General features: G+C 67.0%; 21 protein-coding genes. 10 read left to right on the forward strand and 11 right to left on the reverse strand.

Going from position 1 to position 18,129, the window contains the following annotated elements; all coding sequences use genetic code 11:
- Positions 1–9 precede the first annotated feature (9 nt).
- Complete coding sequence (locus ACFQ4G_RS05845) at positions 10–723, reverse strand: RluA family pseudouridine synthase (RefSeq protein WP_238204629.1); 714 nt, start codon at positions 721–723, stop codon at positions 10–12.
- Positions 724–764: 41 nt separating this feature from the next.
- Between ACFQ4G_RS05845 and ftsY the strand changes: the two genes are divergently transcribed.
- Positions 765–2,132 (forward strand): signal recognition particle-docking protein FtsY, encoded by a 1,368-nt coding sequence (gene ftsY, locus ACFQ4G_RS05850; protein ID WP_238204631.1) that lies wholly within the window; start codon positions 765–767, stop codon positions 2,130–2,132.
- A 142-nt stretch (positions 2,133–2,274) separates the two neighbouring features.
- Entirely contained in the window at positions 2,275–2,892 is a 618-nt protein-coding gene (locus ACFQ4G_RS05855; protein ID WP_238204693.1) for a septation protein A, read from the forward strand.
- 34 nt (positions 2,893–2,926) lie between these two features.
- On the opposite strand, the gene ACFQ4G_RS05860 is transcribed toward ACFQ4G_RS05855, so the two are convergent.
- From ACFQ4G_RS05860 to ACFQ4G_RS05880, 5 genes are all read right to left on the reverse strand, one after another.
- Positions 2,927–3,637 (reverse strand): Crp/Fnr family transcriptional regulator, encoded by a 711-nt coding sequence (locus ACFQ4G_RS05860; protein WP_238204634.1) that lies wholly within the window; start codon positions 3,635–3,637, stop codon positions 2,927–2,929.
- A 284-nt stretch (positions 3,638–3,921) separates the two neighbouring features.
- Positions 3,922–4,518: a DsbE family thiol:disulfide interchange protein gene (locus tag ACFQ4G_RS05865; RefSeq protein WP_238204635.1), complete on the reverse strand. Its 597-nt coding sequence runs from the start codon at positions 4,516–4,518 to the stop codon at positions 3,922–3,924.
- Entirely contained in the window at positions 4,515–4,670 is a 156-nt protein-coding gene (ccmD, locus tag ACFQ4G_RS05870; protein WP_238204637.1) for a heme exporter protein CcmD, read from the reverse strand. The genes ACFQ4G_RS05865 and ccmD overlap by 4 nt, the downstream gene beginning before the upstream one ends.
- 3 nt (positions 4,671–4,673) lie before the next feature.
- Entirely contained in the window at positions 4,674–5,450 is a 777-nt protein-coding gene (locus tag ACFQ4G_RS05875; RefSeq protein WP_238204638.1) for a heme ABC transporter permease, read from the reverse strand.
- A 71-nt stretch (positions 5,451–5,521) separates the two neighbouring features.
- Entirely contained in the window at positions 5,522–6,106 is a 585-nt protein-coding gene (locus tag ACFQ4G_RS05880) for a DUF2380 domain-containing protein (protein ID WP_238204640.1), read from the reverse strand.
- 131 nt (positions 6,107–6,237) lie between these two features.
- Here ACFQ4G_RS05880 and ACFQ4G_RS05885 point away from each other — a divergent pair, with 131 nt between their 5' ends.
- Together ACFQ4G_RS05885 and ACFQ4G_RS05890 are read left to right on the forward strand one after the other, a co-directional pair.
- A complete protein-coding gene (locus tag ACFQ4G_RS05885; RefSeq protein ID WP_238204642.1) occupies positions 6,238–7,254 on the forward strand; it encodes an AraC family transcriptional regulator in 1,017 nt (338 codons plus the stop codon).
- 9 nt (positions 7,255–7,263) lie between these two features.
- Complete coding sequence (locus ACFQ4G_RS05890; protein WP_238204644.1) at positions 7,264–7,875, forward strand: SOUL family heme-binding protein; 612 nt, start codon at positions 7,264–7,266, stop codon at positions 7,873–7,875.
- A 15-nt stretch (positions 7,876–7,890) separates the two neighbouring features.
- Here the strand turns inward: ACFQ4G_RS05890 and ccmB are convergent, their stop codons facing one another.
- The 3 genes from ccmB to relB form a co-directional block, all read right to left on the reverse strand.
- Entirely contained in the window at positions 7,891–8,565 is a 675-nt protein-coding gene (gene ccmB / locus ACFQ4G_RS05895) for a heme exporter protein CcmB (RefSeq protein ID WP_238204646.1), read from the reverse strand.
- Positions 8,556–9,212, reverse strand: coding sequence for a heme ABC exporter ATP-binding protein CcmA (gene ccmA / locus ACFQ4G_RS05900; protein ID WP_238204648.1), 657 nt, complete (start codon positions 9,210–9,212; stop codon positions 8,556–8,558). The genes ccmB and ccmA overlap by 10 nt, the downstream gene beginning before the upstream one ends.
- 421 nt (positions 9,213–9,633) lie before the next feature.
- A complete protein-coding gene (relB, locus tag ACFQ4G_RS05905; protein WP_238204650.1) occupies positions 9,634–9,852 on the reverse strand; it encodes a type II toxin-antitoxin system RelB family antitoxin in 219 nt (72 codons plus the stop codon).
- A 299-nt stretch (positions 9,853–10,151) separates the two neighbouring features.
- Between relB and acnA the strand changes: the two genes are divergently transcribed.
- Positions 10,152–12,857, forward strand: coding sequence for an aconitate hydratase AcnA (gene acnA / locus ACFQ4G_RS05910; protein WP_379039870.1), 2,706 nt, complete (start codon positions 10,152–10,154; stop codon positions 12,855–12,857).
- A gap of 105 nt (positions 12,858–12,962) precedes the next feature.
- Here the strand turns inward: acnA and ACFQ4G_RS05915 are convergent, their stop codons facing one another.
- On the reverse strand, positions 12,963–13,697 hold the full coding sequence (locus tag ACFQ4G_RS05915; protein WP_238204654.1) for a collagen-like triple helix repeat-containing protein: 735 nt from the start codon (positions 13,695–13,697) through the stop codon (positions 12,963–12,965).
- A gap of 99 nt (positions 13,698–13,796) precedes the next feature.
- On the opposite strand from ACFQ4G_RS05915, the gene ACFQ4G_RS05920 reads away from it, so the two are divergent.
- Positions 13,797–14,006: a hypothetical protein gene (locus ACFQ4G_RS05920; protein WP_238204655.1), complete on the forward strand. Its 210-nt coding sequence runs from the start codon at positions 13,797–13,799 to the stop codon at positions 14,004–14,006.
- 119 nt (positions 14,007–14,125) lie between these two features.
- Positions 14,126–14,614 carry a hypothetical protein gene (locus ACFQ4G_RS05925; protein WP_238204657.1) on the forward strand — a complete coding sequence of 163 codons (489 nt, stop codon included), beginning with the start codon at positions 14,126–14,128 and terminating at the stop codon, positions 14,612–14,614.
- 6 nt (positions 14,615–14,620) lie between these two features.
- Here the strand turns inward: ACFQ4G_RS05925 and ACFQ4G_RS05930 are convergent, their stop codons facing one another.
- A complete protein-coding gene (locus ACFQ4G_RS05930) occupies positions 14,621–15,727 on the reverse strand; it encodes an AI-2E family transporter (RefSeq protein WP_238204659.1) in 1,107 nt (368 codons plus the stop codon).
- Between the two features lie 362 nt (positions 15,728–16,089).
- On the opposite strand from ACFQ4G_RS05930, the gene ACFQ4G_RS05935 reads away from it, so the two are divergent.
- The 3 genes from ACFQ4G_RS05935 to ACFQ4G_RS05945 all read left to right on the forward strand — a co-directional run bounded on the left by ACFQ4G_RS05935 (position 16,090) and on the right by ACFQ4G_RS05945 (position 18,105).
- Positions 16,090–16,392, forward strand: coding sequence for an acyl carrier protein (locus ACFQ4G_RS05935; RefSeq protein ID WP_018044158.1), 303 nt, complete (start codon positions 16,090–16,092; stop codon positions 16,390–16,392).
- Between the two features lie 67 nt (positions 16,393–16,459).
- Entirely contained in the window at positions 16,460–16,957 is a 498-nt protein-coding gene (locus ACFQ4G_RS05940) for a 3-hydroxyacyl-ACP dehydratase FabZ family protein (protein WP_227435950.1), read from the forward strand.
- On the forward strand, positions 16,954–18,105 hold the full coding sequence (locus tag ACFQ4G_RS05945; protein ID WP_238204661.1) for a beta-ketoacyl-ACP synthase: 1,152 nt from the start codon (positions 16,954–16,956) through the stop codon (positions 18,103–18,105). The genes ACFQ4G_RS05940 and ACFQ4G_RS05945 overlap by 4 nt, the downstream gene beginning before the upstream one ends.
- Positions 18,106–18,129: the final 24 nt, after the last annotated feature.

The raw sequence follows: 18,129 nt of genomic DNA on the forward strand, positions 1-18,129 counted from the left end.
AACCGCGCTTCATTCGCCGACCTGATGCCCGCAGATCTCCATCCGCTCGCGCATATGGCCCGGCGCCGGGGCCTCCACCACGATCGGCGACTTCTTCGGATAGAGCGGCAGGGTGAGCGAATGGGCGTGTAGCTGCAGCCCTGGGCCGCCCGAACGGGGCGCAGATCCGTAGATCGTGTCGCCGAGGATGGGCCAACCCATGGCGGCGCAGTGAACGCGCAGCTGATGCGTGCGACCGGTGACCGGGCTGAGGGCGAGCCAGGACAGGGTCAGGTCCGGGGAGCGGCCGAGGACGCGCCACGTGGTCAGCGACGGGTCTCCGGCCGGGTCCGCCTTCATCCACCACGAGCGCGGATCGTCCGAGCGGCGGGCGAGGGGGAGGTCGATACGGCCCTCGTCCTCGGTCGGGCCGCCCTCGACGATGGCCCAGTAGGTCTTGCCCACCGTGCCGCTCGCGGCGAACAGCTTGTTGAGGCGCGCTAGCGCCTTGGCGTGACGGCCGAGAGCGAGGCAGCCCGACGTGTCGCGGTCGAGGCGATGGGCCGCCTCCGGGCGACGCGGCAGACCGAAGCGCAGAGCGTCGAGATGGTCGGTCAGCGTCTCCCCGCCCCTCGGGCCGGGATGGACGGGCAGCCCTGCCGGCTTGTCGATGACGAGGACCAGGGCATCGCGGTAGAGGAGGCGCGCGCCTATGTCTGTTAGGAGGGCATCGGCTGAAGGCATCGCCCTGCGCTACTGATGCGGGGTCGGGGGAGCAAGTGGGAATGAGCGAAGACAAGAGGCCGGGCTGGCTGTTGCGGCGGATGTTCGGGAAACAGGAAGAATCCTGGCCGCCGAAGCCGGTACCGGTCCAGCCGCCCGATCCGAAGCCGGAGCGGGAGCCGGCGGCGCCACCGATCGCTTCCCCCGCCTCGGCCTCCGAAGGCCAACCCGATTTCGTCAGAGGTGCGGACGACGTCTCGGCCATCCCGCTCCCCCCCAGCGAGCCCGCCGCCGCAGATCCGGACAAGAACGCGACACCCGACGAGATCGAGGGCGCCGACCTCCAGCCGATCGCGGGTGCCGAGGAACGTCCGCCCGCCGGGACAGCCGGCGACGATCCCGTGCGCGGGGCGGAGATCGCCGATACCACGACGGTCGCCTTCGCACCGGAGCCGGAGCCCTTCCCGAAACCCGAATCTGCACCCGTACCCGAGGCAGAGCCCGAGAAGCGTGGCTGGTGGAGCCGCCTCACCGGCGGCATGAAGCGCACCTCCTCGGCCCTGTCCGAGCGGGTCACCGGACTGTTCACCAAGCGCAAGCTCGACGCGGACACCCTGGAGGAACTGGAAGACGCCCTGATCCAGGCCGATTTCGGCATCGACACCGCCATGCGGATCTCCGAGGCCGTGGGCAAGGGCCGCTACGAGAAGGGCATCTCCCCGGACGAGGTCCGGGCGATCCTCGCCGCCGAGGTGGAGCGGGCGCTGGCACCGGTGGCCATTCCCCTCACCATCGACACGACGAAGAAACCCTTCGTGATCCTGATGATCGGCGTCAACGGCGCCGGCAAGACCACCACGATCGGCAAGCTCGCCCTGAAGCTGAAGGGGGAGGGGCACAGCCTGATGCTGGCGGCGGGCGATACGTTCCGGGCCGCCGCGATCGAGCAGCTCAAGGTCTGGGGCACCCGCACCGGAGTTCCGGTCGTGGCGGGAGCGCAGGGGGCGGATGCCGCCGGCCTCGCCTTCGAGGCGTTCCAGCGGGCCAGGACGGAGGGTACGGACGTCCTCCTCATCGACACCGCCGGACGGCTCCAGAACAAGGCCGGCTTGATGGCGGAGCTGGAGAAGATCCTGCGGGTCATCCGCAAGATCGACGCCGAGGCGCCCCATGCGGTGCTCCTCGTCCTCGACGCCACGGTGGGCCAGAACGCGCTCAGCCAGGTGGAGCTGTTCTCGAAGGCGGCCAACGTCACCGGTCTCGTCATGACCAAGCTCGACGGCACCGCACGGGGCGGCATCCTCGTCGCCCTGGCGGCGAAGTTCGGCCTGCCGGTCCACTTCATCGGCGTCGGCGAGGGCGTCGAGGATCTGGAGCCCTTTGCCGCCAGGGATTTCGCGCGGGCCATCGCGGGACTGGAGGAGGATTAGGAAAGCGGACGAAGGCTCCGGAAAGGCGCGCAAAGGCCGACGCGCTAGGAAAGACGGGGCGAGTATCCTACATCCGGCCTCCTGCCCGGTGATCGCCCCGTCGCCGGTCGCGCCGCAGCACGAGCCGTTCATCGACATGACCCTGCCCATCGAATCCGTGCCGCCGCGCCGCCATCTCGATCCGATGCCGAAGCTCGCCCTGGAAATGGGGCCGCTGGTCCTGTTCTTCCTCCTCAACGCCTTCGGAGCCCGGTTCGGCCTGAGCGAGGACGGCACCACCTTCATGGCCATCGGCGTGTTCGTGGCGGCGACGGTGGTGGCGCTCGCCATCCACTTCGCGCTGCTGCGCCGCCTGCCGATCATGCCGCTGGTCTCCGGCATCGTCGTCCTCGTCTTCGGCGGCATGGCGCTGGCGCTGCACGACAAGACCTTCTTCGTGATCAAGCCGACGATCGTGAACGCCCTGTTCGGCACGATTCTCCTAGGCGGCCTGCTGTTCGGGAAGTCGTTGCTGTCGGTGGTGCTCGATTCGGTCTTCGACCTGACCGAGGAGGGCTGGCGCAAGCTGACCTTCCGCTGGGGGCTGTTCTTCTTCGCGCTCGCCGCTCTCAACGAGGTGATCTGGCGGACGCAGACCTACGCGTTCTGGGCCAATTTCAAGGTGGTCGGCATCATGCCCCTGACCATCCTCTTCGCGCTCTCGCAGACCCCGCTCCTGATGCGGCACGACCGCAAGGCTGCGTCGAAATCCGAGACATAAGGAAGGCTCCGGATCCCGCCCTTCGGATCGGCCTCTAGCCGAGCACCCGCTCGTATTCCGCTTCCGGCACGCCGTAGGCCTCGCCCGCGGCCCGTTCCAGCGCATCGCGGTCCCGCAGGTTGATTCCGCCCCGGCGGGTCTTCACGGCACCGAGAGCTTCCATCGACCTCAGAGCCGTGGTCACCCCAGCCCTGCGCACCCCGAGCATCAGCGATAGCAGCTCGTGCGTGAGGGGCAGATCCTCACGGTCGGCCCGGTCGTGGCACATCAGGAGCCAGCGCGCGAGGCGCTGCTCGATGGTGAAGCGTCCGTTGCAGAGGCTCGCCTGTGCGAGCTGAACCGCGAAGACCTGAGCGTAGCGCAGGAGGTGATCGTGGAGCGGCCTTCTTTCTTCGATCAGGCCACGGAACACCCTCGCATCGATGGCGATCGCCCGGCAGGCCATCTGGACCAGGGAGGTGTTCGGCGAGCGGTCGAGACCATGCAGGATGGCGAGACCGGTCATGCCCTCGGGGCCGACGATGCCGGCCTCGGCCTGCGTCCCGCCAAGGGTCCGCGCGACGACGGAGATCACGCCGGGCTCGGGGAAGTAAACTGTGGCGATCGGCCGATCCGGCTTCTCCACCACGATTCCGGGTTCCAGGGAGATCCGGTTCAGATGCGGCTGAAGGCGCTCGAACTCCGAGGGCAAAAGACCGCGGAGAAGCCTGTTGCGTATCTCACTCTGCACGATGGAATACGTCACGGCTCCGCCGGGTCCTTAGGCAAGAGCACATGAGGCCTCGTCACCACGCCCGAGCTCATTCCCCAGGGTAGATTGCCGTATGACACACCGGCAAAGACTTGTGAATACTACGCATTAGTACATCAAAGTACGATATCGTACGGTTGACGTCGTCGTTCAAGTATACATCAATATATTATTCGTCTATCGCCTGGCAGATACTGCACCCGCCCGAAAAAAAGGTCCTCCCGCCCTTCACCGGCGGCCGATTTTTAGGGTCGGGGAAAAACCGATCGCGCAGGATGTCAGGGGCGCGCCACGGTCCCGGCGGCGCGGATCTTCTGCAGCACGGCAGCGTAGTTCTCGGGCGTGACGATGCCGACCAGCTTGTCGCGGATCACGCCGTCGGGGCCGACGATGAAGGTCTCCGGCACGCCGTAAACGCCGAAATCGATACCGGTCCGGCCGGTCGAATCCATGCCTACCGCTTGGAACGGCACACCGCTGCGCGACAGGAAGCGGCGGCCGTTCTCCGGCGCGTCCTTGTAGTCGATACCGACGAGGTTGATCCCCGGCTCACGTGCCAGCCGCATCAGTTGCGGATGCTCGATCTGGCAGGGAGCGCACCACGAGGCCCAGAAATTGACCACCGTCACGCGGCCCTTGAGATCCGCGCTCGACAGGCCGGGGATCGCCTGCCCCTCGCCGCCGACGAGGTTGGGCAGCGGCTCCAGCGCGAAGGTCGGCACCGGACGCCCGATCAGCGCCGAGGGAATGGCGGAAGGATCGGCGCCGGATCGCAGGCGTATGAAGAACACCAGGGCCAAGGCGGCGAAGACGAGCACCGGCGCGATGACGAGCAGCGAACGGCGCACCGGTGCCGATGTGGAGGTCGCGCTCACGCCCGTTCTCCCGCATCGCCCTGGAGGATCGCCAGCGCCCGCTTCTGCGCGCGATGATCGCTGAGCGAGCGCCAGATCAGGATGCCGATCACCAGGGCGGTGAAGGCGTAGGCGCCGAGGATGAAGCTGGCATGCGGCCCGAGCGAAGTCATCGGTCAGAGGCCCTGGATCGCGTGCCCGATGGGCCGGGAAGGACGGAGATCGGCATCGAGGCGCTCGGCCTCGCGGATGGTGAGCGCCCTGACGCGGCGGCGCAGGATCTCGGTGCGCATGGCATAGAGGTGCAGGGTGATTCCGAGCAGGGTGAAGGCCAGGATCATCTCGATCAGGGGATAGAGCATCGAGGGGTCGATGCTGGAGCCGCCCATGCGCATGATCGAGGCCGGCTGGTGCAGTGTCGACCACCAGTTCACCGAGAACTTGATGATCGGCAGATTCACCGCCCCCACCAGCGTCAGGATCGCGATGGCGCGCGCGGCCCGGTTCGGGTCCTCGATGGTGCGCCACAGGGCGATGATGCCGCAATAGATCAGGAACAGGACCAGCATCGAGGTCAGCCGAGCGTCCCAGACCCAGTAGGTGCCCCACATCGGCTTGCCCCAGAGAGAGCCGGTGACGAGGCAGATCAGAGTGAAGGCCGCCCCGATCGGCGCCGCAGCGCGCTGAGCCACATCCGCGAGCGGGTGCCGCCAGACCAGGGTACCAATGGCCGAGAGCGCCATCGACCCGTAGAAGAAAACTCCCAGCCAGGCGGCAGGCACGTGGATGTACATGATCCGCACGGTCTCGCCCTGCTGATAGTCGGGCGGCACCACGAACCATGTCAGGTAGAGGCCGACCGCGAGCAAAGCGGCCGAGAGCCCGGCGAGCCAAGGCATCACGGGGCCGGTCCAGCGCAGGAAGTGACCGGGATGGGCAAGGCGTGTCCACATGGTCTGCGGACCTAACCCAGGGTGCGGTGCAGCGGCAATGCGGGTGTTGAGCGCAGCCTGCGCACCGTGCATCATTTCTTCGCGCGCGCCCCGCCGGGCGAATCGGCCTCGATCTCTCGCAGGAGGAACGCTTCCGCGCGCCGCCAGGATTCGTCGTTGTCGCCCCGGAAGTTCAACTCCCGCGAGAAGACGGTAGTGCCGCCTCGGGTCTCCACGATCCGGGCGAATATCTGCATGATGAGCGTGCTGCTCTTGTGGATCACGCCGACGAAGGCGAATCCGGCGTCGGCCTTCCGCGCGGCGCCGAGGATGCAGGTCGGCGCATTGTCCGGGCAGGATCGTGCGAGCGATTCGGCCGAAATCTCCGCCACCCGAAAGCGGCCCTCGGCAACGAGACCCGCCGAAAGCCCCTCGGCCATCGCCGCGAGGCGGGCGGCATGCTCGGAGGTCTGATCCTTCGGCTCGCCGGACGTGTCGAGCATCCGGATCGGCAGCATCGCCAAGGCTTGGGCGGACAGGGCTTGGGCGGACAGAGCTTGGGCGGACAGGACTTGGGCGGCCTGAGGCTCGACAGCCGAGGGATCGGCGGAACAGGGACAGGAAGCGAGGAGGCCGAAGCCGATCGCGACGGGGAGGCTCCGATGGGATGTGCGCATGGCGTGTCTTTCCCGAAAATCCGGTCCGCTGCGATGTGCGGTCCTTCGGTTCGGCGATAGCCGGGCTGGGTCGCACTTTCTTGCCATTCGGTGCCACCTCGACGACGCTTTCCCCCGAGGGGGGCGACGGGATGCTGATCGGTCTGACCAAGGCGCGCTCGATGGGAGCGGTGGCCGATGCGGTGGAGCGCGCCGGGGGCTCGGTGGCGCGCGTGTTCAGCAGGGCCGAGATGCCGCTCGCCCTGATCGAGGAGCCGGATCGGCTGATCCTGCTGCGGGACCAGTTGCGCATCGTCGAGGAGGCGGCCCGCGAGATAGGCGATGCGGCGCTGCCGGCCCGCCTGTCGCTGGGTGCGGGCGTTCCGAGCCTCGGCCCCTACGGCATCCGCGTCTGCGCCTCGGCCACCCTCGGCGAAGCGCTGGCGCTGGGCACCACCCTGATCGTCGACCACCTGCAGACCGCGACGCGGATGGATGTATCGGTCCGGGAAGGCCGCGCCCACGTCACCTATGCCGTCACCGACGACAGTCCCGTCGGGCGGCAGAAGAACGAGGTGCTGGCGCTCGGCTACATTCTGGACGTGCTCCGCCGGTTCCTGGGACCCGGCTTCGTGCCTCGGGATGCGGGTGTCTCGGGGGCGGTGCTGCAGGATCGCAGGGCGATCGAGACCACCCTCGGCTGCGATCTTCGCCTCGGGCCGGGCGCGTTCGTCAGCTTCGAGGCCGGTCTCATCACGACGAAGAACCCGCGACCGGCGACGGCAGCGGACGTCATGGGGACGGCCGGGGTACCCGACCCGAGCGATTTTCTTCTCTGCACGAGCCATCTCATCCGCCTCGGCCTCCTCGACGGGCGCCCGTCCATCGACTGGCTTTGCCGCCGGCTCGGCCTGTCGCGGCGCTCGCTCCAGCGCCGCTTCGAGGCACATGGCACCAGCTACGGCGCCTGCCTCGCCCAGATCCTGATCGGGCAAGCCAAGGATCTCCTGGCGCGGACGGACCGGCCGGTCGGCCGAATCGGCCTCGATCTGGGCTATGCTGATGCCGCACATTTCACCCGCGCCTTCCGGGGCTGGACCGGCCTGCCGCCGAGTGAGTGGCGACGCTTGGCAACGGGACTGGCAACGGGGCCGGCCATGGGGCGTTGACGCTGCGCCATGTTGGACAAAGCCCTCTACTACGCCCTGACCTTCGCCGAATCGGCCCTGTCCGTAGTTGGCATCCGTGCCACCTACGAACAGCCGCGCTACGAGGTGGTGGGGCGACTGCCCCGCGACGTCGAAATCCGCCGCTACGAACCGCGCGTCGCCGTCGAGACCGACATGGCGGGCCCCGGTGATGCGGAGGCGTTTCGCCGGCTGTTCCGGTACATCACCGGCACCAATGGCGGAGACGAGCGTGTCGCGATGACGGTGCCGGTGGAACAGGGCACCCGCATCGCCATGACCGTGCCGGTCGAGCAGGGTGGCGATCTGCGCGTGATGCGCTTTTTCCTGCCCGCCGCCGTCGCGAAGGCCGGTCCGCCCGTCCCGACCGACCCGGAGGTTCGCATCGCTCGGCTGCCTGCCACGACCTTCGCCGCGCTCCGCTTCTCCGGCACCCTCGACGCGAGGGCTCGCGAGAAGCGCGAGGCCATTCTCCGGCAGGTCCTGGCGAAGGTCGCGCGTGAGCCCACCGGCCCGTCCAGCGTCCTCAGCTACGATCCGCCTTTCGCGATTCCTTTCCTGCGGCGCAACGAGATCGTCATCCCCGTCGCCGAAAAGCGATGACCGCTCCGGCCGCGATCATTCCGACCATCTCAGTGCCGCCGCCGCCGCGAATGTCCCGATGACCGCGGCGATCAGGCTGAGGCCCGACAGGATCAGCAGCGGCGTCGTGAACGGCACCGTGCCGCCGGACGCCGCCTCGGTGGCCGAGACGCCGAAGATCAGCGTCGGGATCATCAGCGGCAGGACCAGCACGGCGAGGATCAGGCCGCCCCTGCGGATCGAGGCGGTGAGTGCGGCGCCGACGGCGCCGATGAAGGTGAGCGCCGGCGTCCCCACCAGAAGCGTCAGAGCGGTGGCGCCCATGGCGGTGCCGTCGAGGGCCACGAGCAGCCCGAAGAGCGGCGAGGCTAGGGCCAGGGGCAGGCCGGTGGTGAGCCAATGCGCGATGACCTTGGCGAGGACCACCATCTCCATCGGTGCGGGCGCCCCCGTCATCAGGTCGAGGGAGCCGTCCTCCTCGTCGGCCTGGAACAGGCGGTCGAGGCCGATCAGGGTGGCGAGCACCGCCGAGAGCCAGAGGATCGCCGGACCGATCCGCGAGAGCAGGTTGAGGTCCGGTCCCAGGGCGAACGGCACCAGGGCGACGATCATCAGGAAGAAGACCAGCGACAGGGCGCCCGAGCCGCCGACGCGGGCCGCGAGCTGCAGGTCGCGGGCGATGAGGGCGCGCATGACGCTGATCACCACCATACCTCCCCGGCATCCGAGATGGCTCCGGCCGGTGTGGCGGCCGGCTTCACGGCCTCGTCGATGCGCAGTTCACGGGAGTTCTCCAGGCCGAGGGACTGGTGGGTGGCGGCGACGATGAGGCCGCCCTCCGCACGGTGGCGCGCCATCAATCCGGCGAGCACGCCCTGGGAGGCGGTGTCGAGGGCCGCCGTCGGCTCGTCGAGGAGCCAGAGCGGACGGCGGCAGACGAGGAGGCGGGCGAGAGCCACGCGGCGGCGCTGGCCGGCCGAGAGGTAGGCGACGGGCAGCTTCAGGGCATGGCCGAGGCCGAGTTCCTCCAGGGCCTCGCGCGGGCTCGCGGTGGGCGCACCGAGGAGGTCGCGGGCGAAGGCGAGGTTTTCCTCGGCGGTCAGCGGGCTCTTCAGTCCGTCGCGATGGCCGACCACGTGGAGACATTCGGCGAGTGTCGCCTCGCCCACATCGGCGACCGCGATCGTGCCGGCATCCGGCTTCAGCCGGCCGGCGAGAAGGCTGAGCAGGGTCGATTTTCCCGCCCCGTTGCGCCCGGTCACCATCAGGGCCTCGCCCGGCCCCAGCGCGAAGGACAGACCGGAGAAGATGCGGCGGCCGGAGCGGCGGGCGGCGAGGTTCGTGGCGGTCAGCCGCACGGGGCGCCCCGCCGGCCGACGGCAACGGCACGCTTCCAATGGCTCACGGAATCTGCGGCTTTCACGTCTCGCGCGGGCGGCGCGGACTCCCTCTCCTGGAAGGCTACTGAATTCACACATCCGCTCGACAGCCATTCCCTCGATCCAAGAGGGTGTGCACGAGGCGCAGCGGAACTCCCTTTCATGGAAGGAGAGGGCTGGGGTGTGTGGTCCATCTCCAGAGAGATCATACACCTCACCCTGTCCCTCTCCTTCCAGGAGAGGGAACCCGTGCTGCCCGCGAGACGTGTGAATGCCGTAGCCGGGAGAGGGAGCCTGTCGCGCCTCGTGCCGACATGCGGCTCCTCAGTCGTTGGCAGTTTCGTGAATGGAGGAAAGCCCTGCGCCGCAGGGGTAAGGGAACCATGCGCGATTGCCGCGATCACAAGGCGTACCGGGCCAGAAGTTCCGAGAGGGGAACGGAGTCGCTCTTTCCCGCCTTCAGGTCGGCAAACCGCCGCTCGGCGATGTGAACGTCAGCACGATCCTCAAGGTCATCCAGGATCGCGTCGCGGGCGTCTTCACCCGCGCCTTGGCCCGTCCGTCGACCTTGCGCGTCCATGTGCGCTTCGATCTCAGGGGGCAGGCGAAAGGCGATCATGGAACGCTCCAGCATGGTCGCCTGCATAGCTCGCGCCCGCCCCCGCGTCCACGCGAAGCCCGACACTCCCGCACTCGTGTCACGGCAGGGCGTAGCGGGCAGTTTCGAAGTGTTCTATACGGGGCTCAGGCTGCGCCGCGCGAGTCCCGAGCGTCCAAATCGCTCGTCGCGCAACATCCTGTCCGGGCACCCCCGGGGCGGCGCGCGCTTTTTTAGAGGCGCTCCAGCCGAACACGACTTTCGTGGCGCAGGTCATGCCTGCGCGTGTTCGACAACCGCTCGTGAGGAAGAGACCAGCCGTGGCATCACTCGACAGCTTTCACTCCCGCCAGACCCTCACCGTCGGCGACAAGTCCTATACCTACTATTCCATCCCCCATGCCGAGCAGGCCGGCCTCGCCGATGCGACGGCCTTGCCCTTCTCGATGAAGGTGATCCTGGAGAACCTGCTGCGGTTCGAGGACGACCGCTCGGTGAAGAAGGACGACATCTCGGCCACCGTCGCGTGGCTGGGCAACCTCGGCAAGGTCGAGACCGAGATCGCCTTCCGCCCCTCGCGCGTGCTGATGCAGGATTTTACGGGTGTGCCCGCCGTCGTCGATCTGGCAGCGATGCGTGATGCGATGGTCGCCTTGGGCGGCGACCCCCAGAAGATCAACCCGCTCGTGCCGGTCGACCTCGTGATCGACCACTCGGTCATCGTCGACGAGTTCGGCACCCCGAAGGCCCTGGCCGACAACGTCGCGCTGGAATACGAGCGTAACGGCGAGCGCTACACCTTCCTGAAATGGGGCCAGTCGGCGTTCGACAATTTCTCCGTCGTGCCCCCCGGCACGGGCATCTGCCACCAGGTGAACCTCGAGTTCCTGTCGCAGACCGTGTGGACCCGGCAGGGCGATGGCGATCCCTTCCCGGTCGCCTATCCCGACAGCCTGGTCGGCACCGATTCGCACACCACCATGGTCAACGGCCTCGCCGTCCTCGGCTGGGGCGTCGGCGGGATCGAGGCCGAGGCCGCCATGCTCGGCCAGCCGCTCTCCATGCTGATCCCGGAAGTCGTCGGCTTCAAACTGTCGGGCAAGCTGCCCGAGGGCACCACCGCCACCGACCTCGTGCTCACCGTGACGCAGATGCTGCGCAAGAAGGGCGTCGTCGGCAAGTTCGTGGAATTCTACGGCCCCGGCCTCGACGACATGGCGGTCGCCGACCGCGCCACGATCTCCAACATGGCCCCCGAATACGGCGCCACCTGCGGCTTCTTCCCCATCGATCAGAAGACCATCGACTTCCTCAAGGTCACCGGCCGCGCCGACGACCGGATCGCCCTGGTGGAGGCCTATGCCAAGGCGCAGGGCATGTGGCGTGATGCGCAGACCCCGGATCCCGTCTTCACCGATTCCCTCGCCCTCGACATGGGCGACGTGCGCCCGTCCCTGGCCGGCCCCAAGCGGCCGCAGGACCGGGTGCTGCTGGATGGCGCCAAGCCGGGCTTCGCCCAGTCCATGGAGACCGAGTTCAAGAAGGCCGCCGACATCGCCAAGCGCTACCCCGTCGAGGGTGCGAACTACGATATCGGCCACGGCGACGTGGTGATCGCGGCGATCACGAGCTGTACCAACACCTCGAACCCGAGCGTGATGATCGGCGCGGGGCTCCTCGCCCGCAACGCCGTCGCCAAGGGCCTGCGCTCCAAGCCGTGGGTGAAGACCTCCCTGGCACCCGGCTCCCAGGTGGTGGCCGAGTATCTCGAGAGTGCCGGCCTGCAGGCCCCGCTCGATGCGCTGGGCTTCAACCTCGTCGGCTTCGGCTGCACCACCTGCATCGGCAATTCCGGCCCGCTGCCGGCGCCGATCTCCAAGGCCATCAACGACAACGACGTGGTCGCGGCGGCCGTGCTCTCCGGCAACCGCAATTTCGAGGGCCGCGTGAATCCCGACGTGCGCGCCAACTACCTCGCCTCGCCGCCGCTCGTGGTCGCCTACGCGCTCGCCGGCTCGATGCAGATCGACATCACCACCGAGCCGCTCGGCATCGGCTCGGACGGCCAGCCGGTCTATCTCGCCGACATCTGGCCCTCCACGGCGGAAGTCGCCGAGTTCATCGAGGCCAACATCACTTCGACCCTGTTCAAGTCGCGCTACGCCGACGTGTTCAGCGGCGACCATTACTGGAAGGCCGTCGAGGTCACCGAGGCCGAGACCTTCAAGTGGGATTCGACCTCCACCTACGTTCAGAACCCGCCCTATTTCGAGGGCATGACCAAGACACCGGCCCCGATCACCGACATCGTCGATGCCCGTATCCTCGGCCTGTTCCAGGATTCCATCACCACCGACCACATCTCCCCGGCCGGCAATATCCGGGCGGCCTCGCCGGCCGGCGCTTACCTGCAGGAGCATCAGGTCCGGGTGCAGGATTTCAACCAGTACGGCACCCGCCGCGGCAACCACCAGGTCATGATGCGGGGCACCTTCGCCAACATCCGCATCAAGAACCAGATGGTGCGGGACGAGAACGGCAACGTGGTCGAGGGCGGCTGGACCCTGTTCCAGCCCTCTGGCGAGCGGATGTACATCTACGACGCCGCCCAGAAATACGCCGAATCCGGCACCCCTCTCGTCGTCTTCGCCGGCAAGGAATACGGCACCGGCTCGTCGCGCGACTGGGCGGCGAAGGGCACCAAGCTGCTGGGCGTCCGCGCCGTAGTGGCCGAGAGCTTCGAGCGCATCCACCGCTCGAACCTCGTCGGCATGGGCATCGTGCCGCTGGTGTTCCAGGGCGAGACCTCGTGGGCTTCGCTCGGCCTCAAGGGCGACGAGACCGTGAGCCTTCTCGGCCTCTCGGGCGACATCAAGCCCCGCCAGACCATGATCGCCGAGATCACCTCGGCCGACGGCACCAAGACCGAGGTGCCGTTGACCTGCCGGATCGATACACTCGACGAGCTGGAATACTTCCGCAACGGCGGGATTCTTCCCTACGTCCTGCGCTCGCTGGCGGCGTAAAACTTCGAACCTCACCCTCCCCCTTTGTGGGGGAGGGTGCCCGGACAGATAAAGGGGGTCGTGAATTTTCCTATATATGCTTATTAACTTATGTAAAAATTATTTTTATTTTGCTTTAAATCTTAGCTGAGCAACTTTTATTTCGTCTTTATTCGCAAATTTCTCTATATAAAATATTTTACCTTCCAACCATCTCAGCTCACAAGTCTGTCCAAAATTACATTGAAAATTACTTCTTCCAGGAATAGCTATATCAATCCACCCGCTAGATTCAGCGTACCACCCTACATTCACGATTTTTCCTAATATTTCACCGTCGTCAGAACAGAATTCGGTTTTATTGCTGACGAGCAAAACACGAACTTCAGAAAGACTACTGGAGCTGAGACAATCCTTGCTATTCAACGTGGAAACGAAGCCTTTTGGCTGCGATGTGGCAAGTGATGCTTTTGAACTTGAAAGACGCTGATCGATTCTCTTGTCGATGACGGCAATCACATCGTCGGTCATTCCACTTCCCCTCGCCGCTGACCCAGCCGGACCCGGAGGGCCTTGGTCCCCATGCGCACCCGAAGGTCCAGGAGGACCGGCTGGCCCGCGCTCGCCCTGTAGACCTCTTTCTCCGCGTGATCCCGAAGCGCCCGAAGGAGCCGCTTCCACCGCGCTCTTGAGTGAAAGAACCTGAGCCTTCAGATCCGTCACCTGTGCCTTCGCTGAATCGAAATCTTGTTTGAACGTGAGCAAGTAAGCCATGACACCCCCGATGGCCCCACATGCCGAACAGACACCAGCAATCGCAGCGCCCCACTTGCCAACTTTTCCGATCAAATCACTCAGCATTGCGACGCCCCGATTCGTCTGTAGCTTGCAACAATATGCCTTGCCTTCAATCACAGACTTGACAGAAACACGATTGCAAGGCTGTGCTTTGCGAGCAACATGCAGCTTGACAAATTACACGCCGTAATTGTGCCGATGTTGTTCCAGGGCGACATCAAGCCCCGCCAGACCATGATCGCTGAGATCACCTCGGCAGACGGCACCAAGACCGAAGTGCCGCTGACCTGTCGGATCGATACACTCGACGAGCTGGAATACTTCCGCAACGGCGGGATTCTTCCCCACGCCCTGCGCTCGCTGGCGGCGTGACCGCGTAGATCGCATTCAGCTACGAGACGATCTGCAAGAGGCCTCTCCCCACGGAGAGGCCTTTTCTCTTTCACGTCGACGTTCTCGAGGCTTTCAGAATCGGATACTTCGCGGCATCAATGTTCGCGTGGCGCGATTTCGTGCCCCCACAGCATTTCGAACCCGGCGAGACGACGACCATGATGCGTGTGGGCATTGCCTGTCTCATCAGCGGCGCGTTCGGCTTCGGGCCGTTGCCGGCTCAGGCGGAATCCGCTGCGGCGCGCTACCTCGTCTCCCAGCAGGTCGCCAAGACATGCCCGAAGGGCGGCCAGTTCAAGCCGGCCGGAATCATGGAACGGGATCTCACCGGCGACGGCAGGCCCGACCTCGTTCTCAACCTCGCCGAACTCTCATGCCGGGGCGCTGCGAATGGGACGAACGACGAGTGCGGCGCGGCCCATTGTCCGGTGCTGTTCTTCGTGCGCCAGGGCGATCTTCTCGTCCTGAAGGAGGAGATCGCCTCCATCGGCGCCCGGATAGGATCCGGGGCCGTCCCCAGGATCACCCTCGTCAGCTTCGAGTACAAGGAACACACGGTCCGTTGGGACGGATCGGCGTTCCGGTGAGGCCGACTATCCTGCGGCGGTGACGGCCTCCCCCTCGGTAAATTCCCGCCACAACAGCACCAGGGCCGCCATCACCGCCGGGCCGAGGAAGAGGCCGAGCAGGCCGAACGTCTCGACCCCGCCGAGGATTCCGAGCAGGACCCAGAGGAAGGGCAGGCGGGTCGTGCTCCCGATCAGCACCGGCCGGACGAAATGATCGGCCACGAAAGTGACCACAAAACCCGCCGCGACGACGATCGCAGCCGGCATCACCGCGCCGCCGGCCAGGAGGATCAGCGCGGCGATGCCGAAGACCAGAGGCGCCCCGAACGGGATCATCGCCGCCACCGCCGTCAGCGCGCCGAGCAGCACCGGGTGCGGCACGCCAGCGAAATAGTAGACGATCCCGAGCAGCACGCCCTCGCCGAGGCCGACCAGCACGAGCCCGTCGACGGTGCCGTGGACGGAGGCGACCATCTGGCGCGCGACGCGCTCGCCGCGTGGGCCGAAGAGCCGGGCGCTGGCCGTCAGCGACTGGGCGATGACCATGCGCCCGTCGCGGAACAGGAAGAACAGCGTCAGCAGGGTGAAGCCGAACAGGACCACCCGGCGGACCACCTGCGCCCCGAGGCTCTTGGTCAGGCCGATCGTGGTCGAGTTGTCGAGCTTATGCAGGATCTCGGAGCCTGCGGAGGGATGACTGAGATTCTGGTTCCACCAGGCGCTGGCCCTCGCCGCGCCATAGGGCAGGTGCGACAGGAATTCGGGGGCGGGGATGCCGCTCTGCTCCACCGACTTCACCCAGGCGAGGGCGTCGTGCGCCTCACGCGCCGCCTGGACGCCGAGGACCACCAGGGGCGCGAGGAAGACGAGCGCGACCGCCAGGGTGAACAGGCTCGGCAGGAGGATGTTGTGGCCGCCGGGCGGCCAGCGCCGTTCGGCCTTCGCGTAGAGCGGCCAGAGCGCGATGGCGAGGATCACGGCCCAGGCGAGCGCCGGCAGGAACGGGTGCAGCACCCACAGGCCGAGGGCGGCGAGCGCCAGGACCAGGGCGATGCGGGCGCCTCCTTGGGCGCGGGCGCGGTGATCCACCGGCGGCTCGGCGGCATCGACGCGGGAAACGGGCAGTTCCATCCTCATCACCTCTGCCGGCCTTGGAAGAACGTTTCCGGCACCGCCGCTCCGATCCGGAAGCGAAGGGCGCTCGCGACCGGCCGGGCATGAGCCCGCATGTAGGTCAGCGCGCCGCGAGGCGGAATGGTCCGTGGCTCTTCGTGACCGCACGAAGGCGCGAGCCCGGCCAAGGTTGCCCGCCAGCACCCCCTCGTGTAAGGGACCGCCTTCGATCGGGAGTGGCATGAGGCCGCTCCGGGGGCATGCTGCGCGACCCGGGGGGCGCCGGGCTCATGCGCCAGCCTCGGACCGGCCGCGCCTGCCACAGGATCCGACACCGGACCCGCCACGGCGCGCCATAGAGAAGAAAACGGCGAGAACGCATGTCTGACCAGCCGACCACCGCTACGTTCGACCGCGTCGCGGACATCATCGCCGACACCGCCGACATCCCGCGCGATACCATCTCGCCCGAGAGCCACGCGATCGAGGATCTCGGCATCGATTCGCTCGCCTTCCTCGACATCGCCTTCGCGGTGGACAAGGCCTTCGGCATCAAGCTGCCGCTGGAGCGTTGGACCCAGGAGGTCAACGAGGGCAAGGTGCCGGCTGAGGAATACTTCGTGCTGAAGAACCTCTGCGCCCGCATCGATGCGCTGGTTGCCGAGAAGGCCGCCAAGGCCTGAAAGCCCGCGCCCGCCCGTAATGGTCCCGCCCTCGCGGGACCTCGATCCAAGCGGAGCCCTCACTCGCATGCGCCTCGAATATTTCGAGATGATCGACACGGTGACGAGTCTCGACAAGGCCGCCGGCCGGATCGAGGCGCTGGCCCATGTGCCGATGGAGAGCCCGGTCTTCGAGGGGCATTTTCCCGGCCATCCCCTGGTGCCGGGCGTGCTCCTCACCGAAACCATGGCGCAGGCATCCGGATACCTGCTCCTCGCCCATCTCGACTTCGTGCAGATGCCGTTCCTGATGGCGGTGGACAAGGCGCGCTTCCGCTCCTTCGTCGGCCCCGGAGCGACGCTCGTCGTGCAGGCGAGCCTGGAGCATGACGGCTCCGGCTACGCGGTGACTAAGGCTTCCATCCGCCACGAGGGCAAGCCTCTCGCCGATGCGGAGCTGAGGTTCAGGACGATGCCCTTCCCGGAAGGCCTCGACGCGCCGATGCGCGAGCGCGCCCAACGCATCGGCCTGATGGATCGCGCCATCGCGTCGGGAGCGCCCCCCGGCGGAGCCGTGCCGGCATGAGCAAGACAAGCATGAGCCAGCGCGACGTCGTCGTCACCGGCATCGGCCTCGTCTCCTGTGCCGGCGAGGGGATCGCCGCGCATCTCGAAGCCTTTACGGCGGCCAGCCCGAAGGCCGTGGATATCGAGCGCTTCGCGCCCTATCCCGTTCACCCGGCACCGGCGCTGGTTCTCGACGGGCAAATTCCGAAGAAATCCGACCAACGGCAGATGGAGGCGTGGCAGCGCCTCGGAGTCTACGCCGCCGGCCTCGCCCTCGAGTCGGCGGGAGTGAAGCAGGACACAGCGTTCAAGGCGGCGATGCATCTCGTGGTAGCCTGCGGCGGCGGCGAGCGCGACACGGCGGTGGACGGGGCGATCCTCACCGGCCTGCGCGATGCCGCAGATCCGGGCGCTTACCTCAATGAGCACCTGCAGAACGACCTGCGCCCGACCCTGTTCCTGGCACAGCTCTCGAACCTGCTCGCCGGCAACATCGCCATTGTCCACGGCGTCACCGGCGCCTCGCGCACCTTCATGGGTGAGGAGGCCTCGGGCGTCGATGCCCTGCGCAACGCCCAGAGCCGCATCGCCTCCGGCCAGATCGACACGATGCTGGTGGGCGGTTCCTACAGCGCCGAGCGCCCCGACGTCCTCGTAGTCCACGAGATGGGCGGATACCTGCACAAGGGCGACTTCCTTCCGGTCTTCGAGCGCGCAGAAGACGGTGAGGCCGGCTTCATTCTGGGAAGTGCCGCCGCCTTCCTCATGCTGGAAGCGGCCGAGACCGCAGTTGCCCGGGGTGCGAAGACCTTCGCCCGATTGCTTCCGGTGGAGAGCGATCGTCCCCGGCGCGAGCCCGGCAGCGTGGGGCGCAGCCTCTCCGCCTTGTGGGACAGGGCCGGCGCCAAACCGGACGCCGTGATCTCGGGCGCCACCGGCGTCCGCGCCATCACCGCCGAGGAGGGCGCAGCCTTGGCCGAACTCGCACCCGGCGTGCCCGTCACGGCACTCGGCGACCTGAGCGGCCATTCCCTCGAAGTCACCGCGCCCTTCGGGGCCGCACTCGGCGCCGCCCTCATTTCGGAGGGAAGGGCGCGGGAGATCGCGGTCACCACCGTCGGACATCGCCGCGGCGAGGGCGTCGTACGGCTGAGCGCGCTGTCGTGACCGGCCGCGACGCGGCTGTCAGTC

Origin of the sequence: Methylobacterium marchantiae (genome assembly GCF_042679825.1) — a bacterium.
In the GTDB taxonomy this organism is placed as follows: domain Bacteria; phylum Pseudomonadota; class Alphaproteobacteria; order Rhizobiales; family Beijerinckiaceae; genus Methylobacterium; species Methylobacterium marchantiae.